Here is a 21583-nt window from a genome sequence, read left to right as displayed (position 1 = left end):
CGACGATGGGGTCTATCTCGAAAGCGGGACCGCGACTCGCAAGAATCGACCGTGCTTCGAGTCGCCGGCCGTCATGAGCGATGAATCGACGTGCTCGAGCCCCGCCGGATGCGCGGTGGTCGCTCGGTCGATCCGGCCGCGCTCTTCGAGCAATCGACGCACGGCTTCGACGACCTCCGCCGGCTCGATTCCGCGCATGCAGGCATGATGTCCTTCCGGACAAACGCTGCGAAAACAATATTTGCACGGCACGTCGCGCGAGACGACGCGCGAAGCGACGTGCCACGGCGTATGCTGCGGATTGGTCAAGGCATAAACATCGACCACGGGCGTTCCCACGCCGGCAGCCAAATGCACGGGACCGGTGTTGTTCGACAGCAGCAGCGTGGCCCGCGACAGCAAAGCCAAAAGCTGGCCGACATCAAGCTGCCCGACAAGCGAAGCCGAGACTTCCATCATTTGATCTCGAATTTGCTCGACGAGCGATTGCTCAGGCCGCTGCCCGGTGAAAACGATCTGAATGCCGAGTCTGGCGATTTCATCGACTGCGGAAGCAAAATACTCAGCCGGCCAGCGGCGCGATTCGGCCGAAGCGCCTGGATGCACGACGATCCAAGGTCGGCCGACTTCCACGCCGGCGCTCGACAATCGCGCCACTGCAAACGCGACGTCTTCTTCGCGGATTGCTAGACGCATACGGCGGTCGGCTACTTCCGCCCCGACACGAGCGACCAAATCCAATTGCCGCCGCACCTCGTGACGAATTCCTTGCTCCGGCTCCAATTCGCGCGCCCAATGCGTCAGTAATTGATAGGGATTTTCGCGGCAATAAGCGAGCCGAAGGGGAATGTCGGCCCAGTAGCAGAGCATTGCCGCCGGCAACGGACTTTGGCTGAAGCAATTGAAAATAACGGCGCCATCGAATTGGCGCTGTCGAAGCGTTTCCACAACGCCGCGATCCGCCGCAGCGTCCCTGTGGCTCGGCGAATGCTTCATCCACGGCGAATTATAAATCAAAATCTCATCGGCCGATTGCATCAGCCGCGCCGCAGCCGCACCGGATGACGATGTGAGCAGCGTGACGCTACGACCTGGCGTTGCCTGACGCAATGCGCGAATGGCTGGCTCCATCATCGCCACGTCGCCCAAGGTATCCAGACGCACGCAAAGCAGCCGCTTGGCGCCAAGCCAATCCTGCGGCCAAAGGGAGTCTCGTGGATCCATTTTCATCGTGGAAGTGCCGCCGAGCGGTACGTCAACCATTGGCATAGCATCGACTCCCGTTCGGACCGTCGGAGTGAACTGTCGCCGCGGATTCGCGAATGCGCTGCACCACTCGGCTCGTCGAATGGTCAACGAGCAGCGGCAGGATCACGATCCGTCCGCCCAACCGCTCGACCAGCGGCGCCTCGGGCATCATTTCGCGCGTGTAATCGCCTCCCTTGACGAAAATGTCTGGCCGCACCGCCGCGACCAGCCGCTCGGGCGTTCGTTCGCCGAAGGGAATCAATTCGTCGATACAGCTTAGTCCAGCCAGCACGCCGAGCCTGTCTTCAAGGCAATTGATCGGCCGTTCTGGTCCTTTGATTCGCCGAATGCTCTCGTCGGTGTTGACTCCGACGACCAGCACGTCGCCCAACGCTCTCGCGTGCTGGAGATATGCGACATGACCGCGATGCAAGATGTCGAAGCAGCCGTTCGTCATCACGATTCGCTTCCCTGCCGCTCGATAAGCGTCAACTCGTTCGACGAGTTCATGGAGCGATGTTGCCTGCGAGGACCACTCATCCAGCGCGGAGCGATGGTTGAATTCACTGTCGCCATCCGAGTCAAACTGCTTCGGCATCGATCGAATCAACTCCTCGTTCGAACAGGCGGACGTATGTATTTTTCCGACCACCACTCCCGCGGCCGCCGCGGCAATCTCAGCCGCCAGGGTCGCGGTGGCCCCGGCGGCCAAAGCAAGCGAGAAGGCGGCGAGATAGGTGTCGCCGGCGCCGGCGGCTTGCCGAGCTGGTTTCGCTTCGGCGAAAGTGCGATACGGAGGTTGATCGCTCTGCAACACGACGGCGCCGTCGACATCGAGCGTTACCGCGGCAATCCTAGCACCGGTGCGGCGCAAGATTTCCGCGCCCGAGTCGCACATTTGTCGATAACGATCTTTGCCGTTGACGGTTTCTAGTCCCAGTAGCTTAACCGCTTGAGCGTAGTTCGGTTTCACGATCGCCGGGCCGATCGGCGAAAATCGATGCAGTCGTTTCGAATCCACGGCGACGATTAGTCTTCGCCGCCGCGCGACGCGCTCCAGCGTCTCGCACACCTTGGGAGTGACAATGCCGTAGCCGTAGTCCGACACGACAAGCACGTCCGCCTGGCGAGACAATTTTTCAACGTTGCGGCAAAGCGATCGCTCGCAGTGGGGGCCCAACGGTTCGGTGCTGCCATGATCGAATCGCAAGAGCAGATGATCTCCTGCGCCGATCCGATGCTTCGAGAGCGTGCGCCGCGCGCCGTCGCGGACGATCTGCTCGACGCCGATTGCTTCGCGGCGCAGAATTCCGAGCAGCGTCATTCCCTCCCAATCGTTTCCTACCGCGGACAGCAAGCGAGTTTGGGCGCCGAGCGCTCGCAGCGCGACGGCCGTGTTGGCTGCGCCGCCGGCAAAAGAAGTGGTCGTACATCCGTCGACTACGGGAACCGGCGCCTCGCCGCAAAGCCGTTTCCCTTCACCCACGGAATAGCAATCGAGCATCGCTTCGCCGACGACGATAGTGCGCAAATTGGAGAAACTCTTTACGAGCGTCGCGAGATCAACCATTGCAAGCCTCCTTGGCCGACGCGCAGATCGCGCCACGGTTTCGCGCTGCGCTAGCAATGTCGCCATTCTTTTGATTGGGCCCAGTCGCTTCGATCCAACGGGATTCGACGATGATGATGGCAGCTTCTTCGAAATCGCGCGCGGCAGCGTCGGGCTGGCGAATGGCGGAAAGCTCCGACTTCGTTTCGCCGGCGCCACGCAATAAAACCGCCCGGCATCCCGCCAGGTGGGCCGCTTCGATATCATCCCGGATGTCGCCAATCATCCACGACCGTTGCAGGTCGAGATTCAATTCTCGCGCCGCCTGCTGGAACATCCCAGGCTTCGGCTTGCGACACTCACAGGCGATCGCAAATCGCGGCACGACACCTTCGGGGTGGTGCGGGCAGTAGTAAAATGCCGCCAGGGGCACGCCGATTTCAGCCATTAGATGCTCGATTCGCCGGCGCACACCGACGAGTTGCTCCTCGGCAAAGTGCCCGCGGGCCACGCCCGATTGATTGGAAACAATCACCAGGGGAAATCCCGCCCGATGAAGCAATCGCAATCCACCGGCCGCGCCGGCGGAAAGCTCGATGCGCTCGGGACAAACGTTGAACGGAATGTCGGGCACGAGCGTTCCGTCCTTATCGATGAAAACTGCTGCGCGGCCGCTCATGGTTTTGCAATTCCTCGCGATGCTGAAGCGTTCGTTTGTTCGATCAAGGTTGCCAGTCCTCCGGCTAACCGCTGGATGGGCGAAGCCGTCTGCTCGGCAACGACTTCTTGGTAGACATCGTTGATGGCCGACGCCACGCGTCGCCAGGTAAAATGCCGCTCGACGCGCCGCAGCGATTCTTGGCCGAATCGTTTCCGCAACTCAGCATTTCCCATCAGTTGCGCTAGCCGTTGACCCAGCGAATCGGGCTCGTTCGCCGGAACCAAGAATCCCGTGCTGCTATCGACGACCGAGTATTTGATGCCGCCGACGTTTGCCCCGACGACCGGCGTGCCGCAGGCCATCGACTCAAGCGGCGTAATTCCGAAAGGCTCGTACCAGGGCGTCGTCACGAAGACGTCGGCGGCGCTATAGTAGTATTTCAGCCGCTGTCGATCGGCCCGGCCGGCGAAAATGACTTGCTCGGCAACGTTTTCCTCTCTTGCCACTTGCTGCAACCGTCCGATTTCCGGCGTGCTTCGCGGGTCGGGAACGTCGGTCTCGCCCCCAACGATCAGCAGTCGAGCGGCCACGCCATATCCATGCACCATGCGCGCGAATCCACGAATCGCATTGTCGACTCCCTTGCGCGGCACGAGCCGCCCAAGTTGCAAGATGATCGGTAGTTCCGGATCGAGCCCGAGCGTTCGCCGTGCAATCGCTCGATCGATGGGCTGCAATTCGCTGCGATCGAATCCGCAGGGGACGATCCGGAGCTTCGATGGATCGGCTGAGTAAAGCGAGATTTGATCTTCGGCATCTTGTGGACATTCGGCGATGATTCGATCCGCGTCGGCGACGATCTGGTCTTCGATCGACAGTCGCTCGATCGGAAAGCGGTCGGCCGCGGCCTGGTAGAGCAAGCGAACGCGTCCCAGGGCATGAAACGTCACGACAAACGGGATCCGGAGCGCCGTCTTCAATCGAATGGCGACAAGGCCCGACATAAAGAAATTCGCATGCACGACATCGCATCCGTCGCGCGACAGTTTGCGAACCATTTGGTCGGCGAACGCCTGCATATAGGGAAGCAGAGCTTCCTTGGGAATCGGTCGCGCGGGACCGGCCGCTACGTTGACCACGCGATAGCCCTCCGGCATATCGACCGTCTCGGCGAGATCGTTATTATCGCGGCGCGTGTAGACCGCCACGTCATGTCCCATGCGGGCCAAATGTGCTGCTAATTGCGCGACGTACACGTTTTGCCCGCCGGTATCGACGCCGCCGAGTTGGGCGATAGGCGATGCGTGGTCGCTGATCAGAGCAACTCGCAATGGATCGATATTCATGGCAATCATGATGCAATCTCTTCCACGGCTAAGGCGTTGTCGGCCGGAGCGCTTGACATTCCGGTCACGTCGGCGAACGCTTGCTTCCAATCGCGAACGAAACGATCGATATTGAAACGTTCGAGGGCAAACAACCGGGCATTGCGGCCGAGGCGCCGCGCCTCGCCCGGATCGGCCAAAAGACGCCGCATATGTTCGATCAGTTTGGAAAGCTCGGTTTCCACATAGCCCGACACCCCGTTTTGTATCGCGGTGACCATTTCCGTGGTTGCCATTCCGAGGATCGGCATGCCGATCATCATGGCCTCGATCACCGCAAGTCCCAGGCTGGTGTAGCGAATCGGATTGAAGAAGAACCGGTAGTCGGCGATGAAGCCGGCCAATTCGGTCGGAGGAATTTCACCGATTCCGCCCAGTTCTTCGGCCGCCATTCCGACCAAATCGAGAGGAACTTGTTCGCGCGCCGTAGTGAACACATCGACTCCCAACCGCCGCCCGCGGGATTGCAAATGGTTAATCACCACGACGCCGGAGTCTTTGCGGCCCGTGTGTTTCACGCCGTTGGGCACCAGCACGCCATGGTCGATGACACGCGTCGGCGATCGCCCGCTGTCCCACATCAGGGCATTGAACGGCGTCACATGCACCAACAAAATGTTCGGATCGTTGACCCAGTGCCGCTGGTCGGTCGGATTCTGTTGCGGCGGATCGTGTTCCAGATAGATGCGCGGCAATCGCCGTTGCGCCTTGGATAGGATTTCATGCTGATCAACTTCGAAATTCCGACGAAGCTGAAACAAAATGCAATCAAACTCCTGAGACGCCACTTCATCGAGCGGCACGTCATGGATATTGTCGGCAAAGGGAAACGTTTTGCCGCGACCACCAAATCCTCCCTCGCGTCCCGGCGCGACCGGCAAATAAAGGTCGTGCGGCACTTGCGACAAATACCACAGATAATTTCCGTGTACATGCCAAGTGAAGATTTTCAGTCGGCGCATCGGACAATTTCCTTTCAATAAGCTGCCGGCGCCGGCGACATGATTTCTCGACCAAGCGAGTTCGTTCGCGATTCGGAAAGCGTTTGGCGGCAAACGTCGATCACCATTTGCGGCGAAATCGACTCGGCGCAAGTGAATCCGATCGGGCAGTCCGCGAATTCGCACGGGCGGCAATCCACCGGTCGCGATACAACCCGATGCAGGCGGCGGTCGAGCGGCGCCCAGCGTTGCAAGTCCGAGCCTAGGCCGATGACCACGCTCGGCGTTCGCACTGCGGCTGCGATATGCGACATACCGGTGTCATTGGTGATTACCAATCGCGCACGGCGGACGAGTGCGACCAGCAAGCCGAGATCGGTTTGACCACACAGATTGGCCACACCGAATTCCAACTGCTGCTCGACGGCATTCATAATCGCTCGTTCGCCTTCGACCCCGGTCAATGCAATCGCAAATCCATCTGCCGAGAGCGCGTGGGCAACTGCGGCGAATCGTTCGGCCGGCCAGCGGCGCGTGGCGAGCTTGCCCCCCGCGTGCACGCAGATAAAATCGGAGCCGAGTCGATGCAAGATCCGCGCCTCGGCAAGCCGAGCATCGTCCTCCTCTCGGACCGGAAAAAAGAGCGCGTCGTCCGCGGCCGAAATCCCCAATCGCTCAAGCAGTTTCAGATGCCGGTGGATTTCAGGCACGTCGGTCGGATACGCCAGAAACGTTTCCTTGTCGGGACAATAGTCGCCGGAAGTGTAATAGCCGGCCATGCGATCCGCTCCGAAAAGCGAGATTGCCTCGTTCGCATGTCGGCCGCTTCCTTGCAACTGAATCGCGAGGTCGAATTGCCGAGCTTGCATTTGCAGCAAGAATCGCCCAACCCGCCGGGGTTCGACACTTTGTTCCAGCAGGCCGGGAAAGCCCGGAAATGCGATGAATTCGTCGATGAATTCGGCGAAGTGCTCGACAAACGCATGCGCCCAGGGAAGACTCGCCAGTGCGATCCGAGCGCGCGGCGCCGCTTCCCGAAGCGCGCGAAAAAACGGTATGGCGCATAACAGGTCGCCCAGATAAAGCGCTCGTAAGACAACGATCTCTCGCGCGGCTTCGACGAATCGATTCTGCGTCACTGAGCACGTCATCGCGCCGTCTCGCATATCCCGGTAATTCTCGATCGCTTCTCAGCATTTCCAGGAAGCGGTTCTGGCGAAATGCAAACCGTGTTCCATCATCTTTTGCTTGATGGAAACGCTTGTCCGTTCGACAAACCACTCGTTCTTCGAGCGAGGCGTTGGTCACAAACGAATCACGACAAATGCGCAGCGGTTGCAGCGCTGCCACCGTGCCATGCGCATCGCGAATCGGCGGACATCGAGTCAGGTGCGCGAACTCACAGGCCGTCGCAACCAATGCGATTAAAGATGCACGCACACGGATCGACGGCCATAGGAAATCCCGCAGTGTGCCAGCGGTAATCCGCCCCTTCCGTCGTGGCGGAAATCGCCATTCACGGCTGCCGAGAAAGGAAATCGCTCGGAATGACGGCCCGAGCAGGAGCTCCCCACCAATCCAAGGCGAGGCTCTACGGCACTCTTGGCAACCGCGAACCCGACCATGTGCCGCCCGATCCGATTTCCGGCTGGTTATCCGGGATCAGTTCGACTTTGATCCATCCGGGTCGTCGCTTGTCGAATTCTTTGTAGGCGGCGATAACGTCAGACATCGGCTCGAGTTTCGTCAGCACTTGCCTTGGGTCGATGGTTCCGGATTGCACGATTTCGATTAGTTTAGGCAGATATTTTCGATGCGGACAATTGCCCATTTGCATCGTTAAATTCTTCATCGTCGCGTTGCCGATAGGGAATCGCCTCATTGTCTCGGGGTAAACGCCGATGATCGAGAGCGTGCCAGCCTTGGCCAGTGATTCGACGGCCCACTGCGACACCTGCGATGGCGCATCGCCCGGCGCCCATTGACCGCGCCAAGTCTTGCCCGTCCCGTCCTTTGCCGCTTCCTTAAGTTCTTCCTTGAATGTCGACTTCATAGCCTTTGCCTGTGCATAAGCCGGCCCGCGCTCCGGCATGACGGCATCCACACCGACCGCGTCGATTGCCCGCAAAACGCCAATGCCTTTGGTTTGTTCTTTTAGAAAGTCGGTTGGGCTCTGTTCATCGAAATTGACCGGTTCGGCGCCGAGTTCCTTTGCCTTGTCGAGCCGATCGGCTAGATGATCGATAGCGAAAATTCGGCCTGCTCCAAGGAGCCGAGCACTGATGATTGCGAAGAGTCCAACCGGTCCGCACCCGAAGACGGCCAGCGTGTCGCCGGGCTTGATCTCGGCGATGTCGGCTCCAAAGTAACCCGTGGGAAAAATATCCGACAATAAGATGGCTTGATCATCGCCGATTTCCTCGGGAAGTTTTACGAGGTTAGCGTCGGCCAGCGGCACACGCGCGAATTCGGCTTGCAATCCGTCGAGCGGGCCCGTGGTCGTGGGGCCACCGAAAAAAGCCGTGCCGGCCTGCGGCCCGTTTGGATTGGCGTTGTCGCATTGCGACGTGTAGCCGGCCAAGCAATACGAGCATTGCCCGCAACAAACCGTCGACGGGATAACGACCCGGTCGCCATGTTTGAATCCCTGCACCGCGCTGCCGAATTCTTCGACCACTCCGACCGCTTCGTGTCCGAGGATGGTGCCCGGCTTCATTCCCGGCATGGTGCCTCTCACCATGTGCAGATCGGTGCCGCAGATGGCGCTGGCGGTGATGCGAACGAGGGCGTCGGTTGACTTCTGGATTTTCGGCTCAGGCACCTCATCCAGCCGAATGTCGCCCAGGCCGTGAAACACTACCGCTTTCATGGGTCGTCCTCCGTCGAGGTGCTCTAACCGGCAGAATCGCAATTCGCTGACTGGGATATGCGGACCCTTGAGCCTGCCCCGGTTACCACGCAATCGCCATGCCCAGACTCTCCGACGATGTCGAATTGTCGTTCGCGACACCTGTCTGTGGAACGTATTTTGCTCAGCGTTTTCGCCATGGGAGGCGGCTGCGGGCTTCGGCGGCTGGCAAATGCGGAAACTTTTTCGGCCAGCATTCTTCTCTTTGAAAAAAAATTCTTCGATGGACAAACCAGCGGCTTCTCATCACACGACTCACGTGAACGGCATTCGGATGCACTATGCCGAGGTTGGCGACGGTCCGGCGGTCTTACTGCTCCACGGCTTTCCCGAGACGTGGTATTGCTGGCGGCACCAGATTCCCGTGCTCGCCGAACATTACCGAGTGATTGCCCCTGATTTGCGCGGCTATGGCGGCACGGAGAAGCCTGCCGCCGGCTACGACAAACGGACAATGGCGCGCGACATACGCGAGTTGATGCGCCGTCTCGACATTTCAAAGGCGGCGATCGTCGGCCACGACCGCGGAGCACGAGTAGCGACCCGTTTCGTCAAAGACTATCCCGATGCGGTCGAGCGCTTGGTAGTGATGGACAACATTCCGACGCGGATCATCTTCGAGCGAATGGATGCGCGCATCGCTCGCGGCCACTGGTTTTTCATTTTCAACAACGTCCACGATTTGCCCGAAGCATTGATTAGTGGTCGCGAGGAAATCTGGCTGCGCTTTATTTTCTCCACTTGGTGCCACGACCCTGAGCCGTTCACGCCGGAAGAAATTGGGGTGTACCTCCGTGCTTATTCGCAACCGGGCGCGCTGCGTGGCGCATTCAGCGACTATCGGGCGGGCGAAGAAGACGTCGCTCAAGACGAGGAAGATAAGGACATATTGATCGCTTGTCCGACGCTGGTGCTCTGGGGCGAAGAATTTGCGATTGGCGGCAAGATGTGGGATTTTCGGGAAGTTTGGCACGAAATGGCCGAGCGGCCGGAGTTTGTATCAATACCGCAGTGTGGCCATCTGCCGCATGAGGAGAAACCAGCCGAAGTAAACCGCGCTTTACTCCGGTTTCTTCTCGATCGATAGAGCTGCTTCCGGTCGTGAAACGAACACCTACTTGCCGTGTGTCGCCGACTTCGCCTTGGGCGATTCAAGCAAACGTAGCGTCGAGCCGTTGCGGGCAATCGACTTGATCGTCGATCGAATCGGGGCCGCTGCTTCGGTTGCCATCGCGGCAGCCGTCGCGGCGCGATGTTTGCTCTGTCGCTGTAGCCTGCGTTTCTCTTCGCACAAAGGAGTCCGTCATGAGAGCTCTCTGTTGGCACGGGAAAGAAGACGTCCGGGTTGACACTGTGCCCGATCCGAAAATACTTGCTCCGACGGATGCGATCATCCGAATCACGGCTACCGCCATTTGCGGGTCGGATTTGCATCTCTACGACGGCCTTGTGCCCACGATGGAAGAGGGCGACGTTCTAGGCCATGAGCCGATGGGCGAAGTCGTCGAAGTCGGCAGCGAAGTGCGCAAGTTGAAGAAGGGAGACCGCGTGGTCGTGCCGTTCACGATTTCATGCGGAAAGTGTTGGTTTTGCGAAAAGGGATTGTTTTCGCTCTGCGACACCTCGAATCCGAACGCTGAGATGGCGCGCAAGGAAATGGGTTCTTCGCCCGCTGGACTTTACGGTTATTCGCACATGCTCGGCGGGTTCGCCGGCGGCCAAGCGGAATATCTGCGCGTTCCCTATGCCGATGTCGGGCCGATTAAGATCGAGTCGGATTTGCGCGACGAACAAGTGCTGTTCCTGTCGGACATCTTTCCGACCGGCTACATGGCGGCGGAGAACTGCGATATCGAACGGGGAGATACCGTCGCGGTCTGGGGGTGTGGTCCCGTCGGGCAATTTACGATTCGCAGCGCGTGGATGCTCGGCGCCGGAAGAGTGATTGCGATCGACTGCGTGCCGGAACGTCTTCGCTTGGCCGAAAAAGGAAATGCGGAGACGATCGACTTTTCGAAGGAAACCGTCTACGACCGGCTCATGGAAATGACCAAAGCCCGCGGACCGGATCGCTGCATCGACGCGGTTGGATGCGAAGCCCATGGCAGCGGAAGCATCGACGCTGTCGTCGACAAGGTTAAGGCGGCGGTGTACCTCGCCACGGATCGCGCGCATGTCGTTCGCGAAGCGATCAAATGCTGCCGCAAGGGTGGCACGATCTCCACTCCCGGAGTTTATATCGGATTTCTCGACAAAATTCCGTTGGGAGCGTTCATGAATAAAGGCCTGACTTGGCGAACCGGTCAAACGCACATGCAGCGCTATTTGGCTCCGCTGTTGAAGAAGATCGAAGCGAACGAAATCGATCCGTCGTTCTTGATCACGCACCGGATCAAGCTGGCCGAGGCGCCCGCGGCGTATAAGATGTTTCGCGATAAGCAGGATGGCTGCATTAAGGTCGTTCTTTCGCCTTGAATCGGCAAGGCCATGCGATGGCAAAGCCGGAAGCGGCTGACCGGCAGACTTCAGAAAACACTAAGTGGCCCGGCTGTTGCTGTAGACTTGCTCGGACAGGCTCGGTTGCTTCCGCGTTCGAGCGATCGTAGTGGCCGGCGACTTCTCTGGGCTTTGCTGATGAAAATCATGTTTGCCGGACATCAATGGTGGCGCTGGCTCCTTACGGCGGTGGGAATGTGGGGCCTATGGCTGGCGTTTGCAAACGACACGGGCGTGAGCGAGATGATTGCAGGCTCGGAACCGCCCTTGCGCTCGTCGGCACGTGGGCGTAAACCAACTCCGATAAGCAACGCCTGCCGTGGAGCATGTGGATACCCGCCGTCGTGCTGGTTCTCCCGGCGAGGAAATGGCAATTGATACGCAACGACCGGTTCGATCCCAGAGCCCGTTGGGCAGCAACTGTGACAGCCCATCGCGGAGGCGAAGCGAAGACCGAGAAGCTGAATTGGCCGACGCGCGGCGATGTGATCGTCGCCAAGCGATTGCGAAGTTTGCCGAAGACGATTTCGGCAAGCTGAGGCGACGCCCTCGGTAATATCCAACCTCGGTGGCAATGTTTGGCGCGGCAACGAAGGAAAGCGAAGCGTTCTTGGGCAACGCTTGATCCAGGGTTCCTCCGACATCTTTCTCGGCTGGGCAACCGCCTGCCGGCCGAAGCGGAAGACAAATGGCGAGCATTCCTGGCGTTCAGTGCTTGACTGTTTCCTCCGTCTTTCGATCGGAGGTGGAAGTCGCGCTGACATTAGCGAGCATCCTGCCGGCCTTGGCGGCCAAGTCGCCGGAGCTTAATCGGCCGTTGTGCGTGAAAACGCACGATTCCTATTCGTTATTCCTCACCGCGGCCGAATCGCTGAGCGTCGTCAGTATCGACGGCGATAGAAGCGATGCGCTTTGCGCGCCGGTGTGTGCCAGAGGGCTCGGTCGTATGGGAGATGGCAATAGCCGATTTACCATTCTGAAAACCGTAATCGCCAGACTCGGCGCCGCAGCCACCAGCGGGACGGCCAGTTTTGCGGGCAACGTGAGCCGCACGTGGGGTCGGCCGTTGCGGCACGCCTCGATGATTTGATGCGCCGCTCGAGTCGAATTCATCGAGATGACAGGCAGCGAGTCGCTGATGCTGAACCATGCAAATTCCGCGCGATGACGCCCTTTGAACAGGGCGTTGCGGTGGCTGCCCGTACGCATCAATCCTGGACAAACGGTGGTCACGCGAATTCCAAATTGCCTCAATTCGGCAGCCAATCCGTCAGAGAGGGCAACCAACGCAAACTTGCTCGCGCTATATGGCACAAGATGCGGCACCGAAATTTCGCCGCCGATCGAAGCGATATTGACAATGCCCGCTCGACGGCTCGCGGTCAGATAGGGCAATGCCGCTCGGATCATGTAGAGTGGACCCCAAAAATGCGTCGCCATCGCGGTTTCGAAGTCGTCGAGCGTCATGCATTCAATCGGTCCCGCTTGAATGACGCCTGCGTTGTTGACCAAGACGTCGATGCCGCCGAACTCTCGAACCACCGTTTCGACGAACGTCTCCACTTGCTCGCGTCGCCTCACATCGCACACTACTCCCATCGCGTCGCCGCCGAATCGCTTCAATCGTTCCACGGCGCGTCGCAGGCTTTCCTCCGAGCGGCCACAAATGGTGATTCGAGCACCCTCGCTCGCCCAGCGTCGAGCCATCTCCAGCCCAAGCCCACGCGAGCCGCCGGTAATGACTATGCTCTGTCCGACAAAACTTCGCGAACGTCTAACCGTTCGCGACCGCATCGCCACTGCGATCGCACCGCCCAAGCCGAGCATCGTAAGCCAAGAGGATACATCCCGACGAGGCATGGTATTTTCTGTTTTATGGTGCCAGCAATGGAAAGTCCGCAAACAGTCGCGTTTCTGTGCAGATCGTGTGCCAGCCGGGACCCAAACCGTCGGTATGGAACTTGCTCGTCAACGGTTCGGCGCGATCATCTCATTCCCTAGAATGAAAAACAAAGGAGAATCAAATGTCGGCAAGCAATCGTCCGTTAGCTGTCGTCACAGGAGCATCGAGTGGTATCGGTCTGGAATTGGCTCTCTACGCCGCGAAGAAGGGTTACGATCTCATCGTCGCCGCCGATGAAGTCGAAATCCAAAAGAGCGCGGACGATCTGAGAGCGTCGGGCGCATCAGTCAAAGCGGTCCAGGCCGATTTGGCGACCATTGAAGGCGTCGACGCTCTCTGCGCGGCGATCGAAGGAAGACCGGTCGAAGTGCTGCTGGCGAATGCCGGGCGCGGGTTAGGTCATGGATTTCTCGACCAGGATTTTGGCGATGTTCGCCGCGTGATCGATACTAACATCACCGGTACCATCTGCTTGATTCACAAGATCGGCCGCGACATGCGCAGCCGCGGCAACGGTCGAATTCTCATCACCGGCTCGATTGCCGGCTTCATGCCAGGCGCCTATCAGGCAGTTTACAACGGCACCAAAGCTTTCATCAATTCCTTTTCTTTCGCGCTCCGAGCGGAGTTGAAAGATACCGGAGTGTCAGTCACCTGCCTGATGCCGGGAGGAACGGATACGAAGTTTTTCGAACGCGCCGACATGCTTGATACGAAGATCGGCACGAGCGAGAAGGACGATCCGGCGAAGGTCGCCGAAATCGGCTTCGAAGCGATGTTGCGCGGCGAAGGCGACATCGTCTCCGGCTGGAAAAACAAGATTCAATCCGCGATAGCCAACGTCACACCCGCCGAACGCTTGGCTGAGAAACACCGTAAAATCGCCGAACCCGGAACGGCGAGAAAATGAAGAACTAGGCAAGCGGTCGCGCCCCTGAGCCTTCCCAAACGCGTGGATGGCCGTCTCCAGAAACGCTGGTGATCCGGCGATGTCGCCGGACTCGTATTGCTTCATGTTGATCGATACCAATGAGCCGCCGAGGATTTGCAGTCAATGCGCTTTGCCTGCGCGGGTTCGCATGGCTTGATCGCATGCGTCGCCATGCATGGCGATGATTTCGGTCCGCCGTTGGATTTCCCTCGCCGTTGCTGTGCCGAATTGCTGAAACTCGATGGTGATGCCAGCGCGCGTCCCATGCTTGACGCAATGCCGGCCGACACGCTGCGACGGCGTGGGCCAACGACGATTCGGCGAAAGGATGCAGTCCAACACCAAAGCGGAGGCGAAGCGAGTCGCGCCATGATCGGCGCCGCCCACAATCGCCTCCGCTTTGCGGCCGGCTGAATGTCAGGTGAAGAAACAGGAAGAACGGATTGTCGCGAAGCGGGTGCCCGCGCCAGCACTAGGCTTGCTCCTCCGTGACGATCACGCGGAAAGGCAGGTGTCCTGGTTCAGCGTGAACTGGGTAAGCGTACACCGCACCATAGTGCGTACAGCGAATTGCGGAGCGCGATGCTATCGGCGGGCGCGGGTGGCGAGACGACGGCGGGCGGCTCTCGCCAACGCGAATCCACCTCTACGCCAAGAACGTCGATATGCGCAAGAGCTTCGACGGCTTGCACGCCATCATCCAGTCCGAGTTCCAACGCGACGTGCGCTTGGGCGATCTGTTTCTGTTTCTCAATCGCCGACGGGATCGACTCAAGCTGACGTACTGGGATCGCGACGGGCTGGCCATTTGGATGAAACGTTTGGAGCGTTGAACGGTTGATGAAGCAAGTGGCGATGGGCCGTAAGGCATGGCTGTTCGTGTGCAGTGTGACCGGCGGCGAGCAAAGCGCGAAGATGATGAACCAACGGACTGTTTGCGGTCGCCGCCGAGACGCGCCTGCGACGCACCGGCTCACGATGTCGCTCTGAAGTTCCTTCGCGCACGGCCGACTTGGCCGTAATCGAGCGAACCGCGGTCGACCGGGCTATGGTGGAATGAGCTACCGCCGAGCGCCTGCCAATGCGTTTGGCCCAATAGTAGAACGTGTGCTCGGACACCGATTCGCTCGCGCAGAATCGGGCCACCGTCAATCCGCTGGCGCGGAACCGCTCGCGAACCGCTCCTCCCACTCACGCCGTTTCTCGCCATCCAATCGACGCGTCATCGCCCGGTCCTCCGCGGTGAAAGTTGAACGTGACAAATCTGTCCCGCCCAAACCTACACCCCGAAAACGCCGGGCGCCGTCGAAATCAACAATGGCAGTGGTGCGCGCTTACGAATTGGTAACGACGCCGAATCGTCGAGCCATTGGCAATCGCTTTGAGCCGAAAACAGCGAGTCCGCCGGCACGGCGTCGCGACGGCTCGATCAGCAGTCCGGGACCGAACAGCCCATTGCCGCTGAAAACCGCCAGGGACTGGCTCATTTTGCGATGCCCTGTGAGCAAAATGTGCCTGTCCCCCTCTCCGCAGGCCGTTTTCGTGTAGGCTCTACGCCGGTGCCCGATGTCCAGTGAATTCTGGTCTAGCACGATCCCGCCCCCGGTTGTTCGCTTCTGTCTACCGGTCGGGGATGCAGTTGTCAAGGAACGGCGGCCACGGAAGTCCTTTTATCTCAACGGTCTACGAACCGGCAAAGGCTGCGTCTGCTGGTTCTTCATGTGCATGAAAGGACGGGCTGATGGCGTGCCGAAACGAGTTGTGGGCGCGTTTTCGTCCCTCATTGGCATGCCGGCGCATCGGCGAAACGAGTTTTGCCCATGCTATTCAACGCGCCGGTCGATGTGACCGAAGCATTTTTGAGACGATAACGCTGGCATTGAAGACCGCCGCCGGGTTCAAAGTCATGCAACGTCCCAAGGCCCCTTGGACTATTGAGTGCTGATTTAGTCTCGGCGTTGTGCTGCCGGTGCATCCGGCACGGCCAACCGCGAGAGAGCTGATGGGCTTATCTCCTAAGAACGCTGACCGCGCAGGGCGTAAGGAATCAAGTCACCGGCGGATAGAAACCGTTGCGACCCCGTCCAGCGGGACCGGAGAAATGAATGTGTCGCAGCCGGGGAATCAGGTCGGCTGGCGGATCGTAATTCTCTATGATAATGACCTGCTGGTCGACCGGAGTCGTAATGAGCGACTCATAGAATCCGCGGATCAGGTCCTCCTCGACGCTATACGCGTCGGCGCTTTTATAGGACGTAAGCGGCGAGTCGATTACGACGAAGTGCGGATGGCGGCCGTTAGCGACATTCATCAAAGCAATCGTGAAAGCGGCAGTTAGAACTGCTCGGTGGCCTTTGCCTTGGCCAAAGCGGCTTTCGCCGTTGACCACGAGGTCCATTTGCTCGTTGAACTCGGTCACTCCGGCATTCGGATAGCGCCAGTCGGTGAGCAATCGCTGGATTTCATCGCCGAATGCACGGCGGCCTCGTTGTTGTAGGCTCGTACCGGTGGGGGACTCCGCCTTCGGAACTCTCTTGCTCTTCGGCTCTGGTCCGAGTGCCTTTTTCATGTCCTCCATAGACCGAAGTCGGCCTCGAAGAGTATCAGCCCCCGCCGCGCGCTGTCGAATTTGGTTGAGCTGTTCCATTTCCTTATTCGAAGCCGCGATGGCAGGCTGAAGTTCATCGTTGATTGCGCGCTCGGCTGCTCTGATGCGCCCCTGGACCGTGGCGATTTCTTCGCCCAGCTGCTGGCGTTCTTCGACGAGCACTGCGGCAGTGATCTCAAGGTCGGCGATGCTACGTTCGATTTTGTGACGCTCCGCAAGACAGGATTGCTGGATTGTCTTTGCTCGCGTCGCGCTGGGGACTGCATCGTCTATCGGCGCAGACATCTGAGAGTGACACAGGGGGCACTTCACCTCACTCAGCTGCGACAACAGGAACTCGCCTTCAGCAACGAAGGTCAGTCGTGTGACGTCCGACGTGTAGTGTTCTTTGAGCAGACCGAACCGGAAAAGCAGCTGCTCGACGGCCTCAAACCGAGCCTGCCGTGCTTTAAGCGTTTTCCATTCCTCGCGCCTTGTCGTGTTCAGTTGGGCTATCGCCGAGGATCGTTGGTCATTGGCATCGACGAGCTCTGTGACGCGAGTTTCTGCCACTGCGAGCTGTATAGCGTCCGGCGCCGAAAGCGATGATATTTGAATTTTCGCCTCGGCGACGAGTTGGTCGAACAACTCACTCTGAGCACGCCATTTCGCCTTTTCGATCTTAATGTCCGGACGGACGATTACTCCAGTCGCATCTTGGCCGGACAAAAGGAAGTCGAAAGTGGCCTTTTCGAGGGGTTTTTCCTGCCGCTGGCCCGTTGGATAAACCGGCGACGTGTCGGCGATGATCGCGGTTTCATTGACGATTAAGAATCGCTTTAAGTCGTTGAAGCTAATCATACGAGTTGCGGTGGAGCGAAATTGAAGCATCCTGCCTTCCAGACCGCAGAGGCGAAGCAAGAATCGCGAAAGATTTGCGTCGTTTTTCGGACTGTGTTTCCAAGCCAGTACCGTGTGCTCACCGGCAGGTGTCCAAGAGTCAATCGAACGTTCATGAAGCGCCACCTCGCCACCCCGCAGCCCTCGCTGAAGCGTGAACGGTGACGACACTGCGTTGCTTTCGGCTGAAACCTCCAGGAGCAAAGTGTGGTAGGCGTCGTCTCCCCGAACAGGCTTGGGTGGGGTCTGGCCACAGAGCATGTAGTATAGGCATTGGGCGACGTAGGATTTCCCCGTGTTGGACGCTCCAGACAGCACGGTCAGGCCACCGCCGAATTCGATTTCGGCGGGAGGAACGTCGTTGCCAACTGCCCGTAGTCGGTTCAGGCGTAGTCTCATGTGCCTTGCGCCTCCTCTTCGACCGGCTCATCAGTGAACTCGACACCCCACTTTCCCACTCGGCTTTGGATAAACTCTTGGAGATCCTCGGCCGACATTGCGTCAAATGTGGCCGAAATCCAACCTGCCACCTCGCCGCACTGCTTCGCGTATTCGGACTCGAAGTAAAGTAAAAATGGACTGGCGAGCTGTGATGCGATGAATGCAATACCATCCTCACGATAGCTGCGTTGCACGAGCCCACGGCTTTCAAGTAGCGTGAGACCTCGGTCAATCATGCCACGGCGCACGAGCAACTCGCTAGTGCGGATAGGCGTCGCAGGATGCAGGCTAGCTGGGCCATTTTCGATGTCTCCCGAGTGCAGGAGCACATAGTCGTAGATAGCAAGCCGCTGCAGGTCTGCACCGTTTTGCAGCTTCGACAAAATGATGAGGGTGCGGAGCGCAACTTCGAGCGGGCTGTTGAGGACCGATTCGTGGTAGCAGAGCGGCGATTCGTCAGTTTCTACAGTACCCATTTCAGCTTCGCCTCATTCGCAAGCTGATGGCAAATCCCCTGCAAACTCTTCGCCTTTAAGTAGCTTCGTAGCGGATGATTGGTAATCTGTGTCGACTGGGCAGCCTTTACGACCTCTAACACTCGAATGTAAGCGTCCGCATGATCTGGACGCTCACAGGTATCCACCACACTGTCGTAGACTTGCGTCTGAACGTCTTCAAACGTAAATTGCTCGGGCAACGTGTCTCTGGAAAACTCCTTTATTGTTTCGGCGCAGTAGTATCGCTCGCGTGAAAGTTTGAAGTGGTCTTGCAGGTAGCCTGTGAGCGTGTCGCAACTGATTGAGTCGTCCTGTTTGTGGTGCCGATAGGCGTCCACCAAGCAAGCGACATATTTCTGCTCTTCGGCTGCGATCTCATCCGGCGGCAGCTTGTCCGGCGGTAGCGGCTTTATCAGCCCGCCGCCAAAGCGCGGCGAATAGCGGTGTGGAACCTCGCGAAGCTCGTTGACAACCTCAAGAATCGGTTTGCACTTTACGCGATTGAAGTCAAGCTTGTCGACGAACGCCGCCAGATCGCCGTCGAGCTTGTGCGACTCGCCCCGGATGATTCTCTTGAAGAGCGGATTCGCCTTCTGGTCGAGCCATTCAGCGGCTAATGCGGCCTTCAGCTTCGCAGGCTCGTCGAGCAGGCCGGTAAGTTCAGGACCGGTGTCCCGCGGCGCGACAATGTAGTAATTCCGAGGAATCGGAATGTGGCCGTGGAAGGCCATCACGCAGAACTTGCCGAGCTCAGGCCATAGATCTGATGGATAGAGAGCGTGGTCGTAATGTTTGCACTGATATGCATCCAACTCCACAGGATTTGCCGCCGGGTCCACGTAGCCGATCACGTCCCGCCCGCGGTCGCCGGCACCACCGAGGCGCTGCACGCGCTTATACTTACCCGCATTGTTCTGGAGACAGAAAAACGCCCACTCGCGAATCAACTCCTCGAAGTCTTCGTCACTGTAGAGTTTGATCCGGTCAAGCGGGTCAATCTGTGGCCCCATGAGGATCTCCTCGGGGGTGCAGACTGGCTTGGCTGGTGGGCGCTCGATGTCGGCAAGTTCGTCCGGCATGGCTCAGGCTTGAAGCTCGAAGTGGGGAAGTAGCCGCATGTCGGCATACAGTCTCGGCTTCCGAGGCGACAAGTTCAAGTAGAGCGCGCCAAATGAAGCGGTCGGGGAACAATTGGGCGAAATCCAGAGGGGGTGGACCGATTTGCATCCGACCACTACCGATCATGAAGGTGGGCTATACGACGGCGATTTGTTAAGCGATATGACCTCGAATCAGTGTCCTCTTCGGATCAGAATCGGCGTGCGAGCCCCAGGAATGCCCTCAAGGGCGATGGCGTTCTTGGCGAACCGGAACGCGTCGTCGATCTCCTTTCCAGCGCCGAGGGCATCATAGAAGCCCACAGCGAACTGGATCGCGGCTTGGTCCTTGATGCCCGCGCTCATGCCGATGACATACGGGATGTGCTCGGCGATCGCCTCGGCCTGGGCCTCGGACTGGCAGGCGTTCAAGATTACGCACTCGACGTGAGTCTGACACAGGTCAAACAGGTCTGCGAGAGCATCGACCGGCACCTGCACCGCTCGGCCGTTGTCGCCTTCGACGAGGATGCCGTCGTCGTCCCCGTGTCCGGCGAAGTGAACGATCTGCGGCGAATGGTCCAATAGGCCCCGTCGCAAATCGCTGATCTTTACGGCAAAGCAGGGGATCAGATCGAACGAATCCCGATGGGTGGATCGCTTGAGCCCCTCACGGACCTCGCGAACCTCCTTGTCAAGACGAAGCCTGGCTTGGTCGAGCGGGCTCGACGCCAGGAACAGAACCTTGCGAACAGGTGTGGTTCGGGTTGTAGTTCGGGCGGCCGGCGTTCCGGAGGAGACAAGCGAGCCCTTCTCGACGGCGACGCCGTTCCGCGCACAAACTGAAAGGAACGTCTCTCTAGCTCGGACGGCTTGCTCGCTGCCATTGCCGAGGGACAGCACATCGCTAACGACATCTTGAAATAGTTGGATGTGCTGGTCATCGCGCCAATCAAACAACTTGCAGTAGGCGTCAACGAGGTTCGTTTTTGAGTAGGGATTGGCGTCAGCCTCGAGCGCCAGGCCGTGAGCGTTGAACACACGGTCGATCTCGGATCGACTTAGGCTGGCAACGCAGAACGGAACAAACGCGATTCGGACTGCGGCACGGGGCGGTTCAAACGGCATGGATCGACTTCCTCGGTGTCAGCCTGCGGATTGATCGTGAGCAATCATTTTCCCGCGATTATACTCGCCCGATCAGTGTCGAAGCGACTTCGTTGATTTGCCAGTTCGTGCCGTCCATGCGGGCCAAGTTTTCGAATGCCGAGACACGTCCAAGTGGCGTCGGTTCGAAACACCGAAGTTGACGTGATCGACACGCGCACTACGTGGTGCTGATTAGGCTAGGTTCCTGGTCCTTGCGTCGCCGCTCCATTGTAACGCGTTCCTGGAACGTCATCTGCGGCTGGCTTGGTGAATTCCGCCCGGATTCATGCGGCACGGCTGCCGCTTCCCCCGATACAGCATCGGACTCAACGGGTTGATCGGCGGCGTGAACCACTTCCGTCCGGCGGCGGATGCGGGCGGTGGCCGGTTCTTCGGCGGAGGATTGTTTCTGCCGGACGCGCTGCGGCGTGGGCTCGATGCTGTTCGCCGCTTTTAGCGATTTGATCCGTTCGGCGAGTTCGGACACGGTGGGCTTGGCTTTGTCGCCCTGCATCTGAGCCGTTGCTGAAAGCCCGGACTTAAGCTGGTCACGCAGGTTGGTCAATTCCGACAGATAGGTGTCGTGCTGGAACGGCTTGCCGAGACGAGCCTGATAATCTCGCAATTGAGACTCGGCGATGGCGAGGTCTTGCCTGACTCGGACGGACTCGGAGCCGTAGGCACCCACCACGCGTTCCAGGGCGTTTAAGACGGCACGCGGCCCCTGGTGCTCCCGCGAGAATCCGCACTGGCGAGTAACGGCGCCTTCCAAATAGACGTCGGTCGGGAATTGCGAATGAAGGACAATGCCAAATTGCAAGCCGCGATAGACGCCGAGCGGCACGCGGGTCGTCTCGCGGACGAAGGGTGGCAAGGAATCGAGTTGGCCG

The 21583-nt window shown here is 58.9% G+C and carries 17 protein-coding genes; 4 read left to right on the top strand and 13 right to left on the bottom strand.

Annotation, left to right across the window (positions count from 1 at the left end):
* Window positions 1–12: 12 nt before the first annotated feature.
* From waaF to VHX65_09695, 7 genes are all read right to left on the bottom strand, one after another.
* On the bottom strand, window positions 13–1269 hold the full coding sequence (gene waaF, locus VHX65_09725; protein ID HEX3998816.1) for a lipopolysaccharide heptosyltransferase II: 1257 nt from the start codon (window positions 1267–1269) through the stop codon (window positions 13–15).
* Window positions 1256–2818, bottom strand: coding sequence for a D-glycero-beta-D-manno-heptose 1-phosphate adenylyltransferase (gene rfaE2 / locus VHX65_09720; protein ID HEX3998815.1), 1563 nt, complete (start codon window positions 2816–2818; stop codon window positions 1256–1258). Before rfaE2 ends, waaF begins: the two co-directional genes overlap by 14 nt.
* Complete coding sequence (locus tag VHX65_09715) at window positions 2811–3476, bottom strand: HAD family hydrolase (GenBank protein HEX3998814.1); 666 nt, start codon at window positions 3474–3476, stop codon at window positions 2811–2813. The genes rfaE2 and VHX65_09715 overlap by 8 nt, the downstream gene beginning before the upstream one ends.
* Entirely contained in the window at window positions 3473–4813 is a 1341-nt protein-coding gene (locus VHX65_09710; protein ID HEX3998813.1) for a glycosyltransferase family 1 protein, read from the bottom strand. Before VHX65_09710 ends, VHX65_09715 begins: the two co-directional genes overlap by 4 nt.
* On the bottom strand, window positions 4810–5805 hold the full coding sequence (locus tag VHX65_09705) for a glycosyltransferase (protein ID HEX3998812.1): 996 nt from the start codon (window positions 5803–5805) through the stop codon (window positions 4810–4812). Before VHX65_09705 ends, VHX65_09710 begins: the two co-directional genes overlap by 4 nt.
* A gap of 14 nt (window positions 5806–5819) precedes the next feature.
* Window positions 5820–6935: a glycosyltransferase family 9 protein gene (locus tag VHX65_09700; GenBank protein ID HEX3998811.1), complete on the bottom strand. Its 1116-nt coding sequence runs from the start codon at window positions 6933–6935 to the stop codon at window positions 5820–5822.
* Window positions 6936–7375: 440 nt separating this feature from the next.
* Window positions 7376–8653, bottom strand: a complete 1278-nt coding sequence (locus VHX65_09695; protein HEX3998810.1) for a zinc-dependent alcohol dehydrogenase — start codon at window positions 8651–8653, stop codon at window positions 7376–7378.
* 262 nt (window positions 8654–8915) lie between these two features.
* On the opposite strand from VHX65_09695, the gene VHX65_09690 reads away from it, so the two are divergent.
* Both VHX65_09690 and VHX65_09685 read left to right on the top strand, forming a co-directional pair.
* Window positions 8916–9779, top strand: a complete 864-nt coding sequence (locus VHX65_09690) for an alpha/beta hydrolase (GenBank protein ID HEX3998809.1) — start codon at window positions 8916–8918, stop codon at window positions 9777–9779.
* Between the two features lie 218 nt (window positions 9780–9997).
* A complete protein-coding gene (locus VHX65_09685; GenBank protein ID HEX3998808.1) occupies window positions 9998–11167 on the top strand; it encodes a zinc-dependent alcohol dehydrogenase in 1170 nt (389 codons plus the stop codon).
* An 861-nt stretch (window positions 11168–12028) separates the two neighbouring features.
* On the opposite strand, the gene VHX65_09680 is transcribed toward VHX65_09685, so the two are convergent.
* Complete coding sequence (locus VHX65_09680; GenBank protein HEX3998807.1) at window positions 12029–12982, bottom strand: SDR family oxidoreductase; 954 nt, start codon at window positions 12980–12982, stop codon at window positions 12029–12031.
* Window positions 12983–13212: 230 nt separating this feature from the next.
* Here VHX65_09680 and VHX65_09675 point away from each other — a divergent pair, with 230 nt between their 5' ends.
* Complete coding sequence (locus tag VHX65_09675; GenBank protein HEX3998806.1) at window positions 13213–14001, top strand: SDR family NAD(P)-dependent oxidoreductase; 789 nt, start codon at window positions 13213–13215, stop codon at window positions 13999–14001.
* A gap of 590 nt (window positions 14002–14591) precedes the next feature.
* Window positions 14592–14855 (top strand): IS66 family insertion sequence element accessory protein TnpB, encoded by a 264-nt coding sequence (tnpB, locus tag VHX65_09670; GenBank protein HEX3998805.1) that lies wholly within the window; start codon window positions 14592–14594, stop codon window positions 14853–14855.
* Between the two features lie 1214 nt (window positions 14856–16069).
* Here the strand turns inward: tnpB and VHX65_09665 are convergent.
* The 5 genes from VHX65_09665 to VHX65_09645 form a co-directional block, all read right to left on the bottom strand.
* Window positions 16070–17908, bottom strand: coding sequence for a hypothetical protein (locus tag VHX65_09665; protein ID HEX3998804.1), 1839 nt, complete (start codon window positions 17906–17908; stop codon window positions 16070–16072).
* Window positions 17905–18426 (bottom strand): ABC-three component system middle component 2, encoded by a 522-nt coding sequence (locus VHX65_09660; GenBank protein ID HEX3998803.1) that lies wholly within the window; start codon window positions 18424–18426, stop codon window positions 17905–17907. Before VHX65_09660 ends, VHX65_09665 begins: the two co-directional genes overlap by 4 nt.
* The gene (locus VHX65_09655) at window positions 18414–19526 is read right to left on the bottom strand and encodes an ABC-three component system protein (GenBank protein ID HEX3998802.1); all 1113 of its coding nucleotides are present in this window, start codon (window positions 19524–19526) and stop codon (window positions 18414–18416) included. Before VHX65_09655 ends, VHX65_09660 begins: the two co-directional genes overlap by 13 nt.
* Window positions 19527–19739: 213 nt before the next feature.
* On the bottom strand, window positions 19740–20672 hold the full coding sequence (locus tag VHX65_09650; protein ID HEX3998801.1) for a CHAT domain-containing protein: 933 nt from the start codon (window positions 20670–20672) through the stop codon (window positions 19740–19742).
* Between the two features lie 199 nt (window positions 20673–20871).
* Window positions 20872–21583 (bottom strand): hypothetical protein (locus tag VHX65_09645; protein ID HEX3998800.1); only part of this gene is annotated, 712 nt, incomplete at its 5' end.

The organism is Pirellulales bacterium, assembly GCA_036267355.1.
Taxonomy (GTDB): Bacteria; Planctomycetota; Planctomycetia; order Pirellulales; family DATAWG01; genus DATAWG01.
This window is presented reverse-complemented; position numbering and strand designations above follow the sequence as displayed.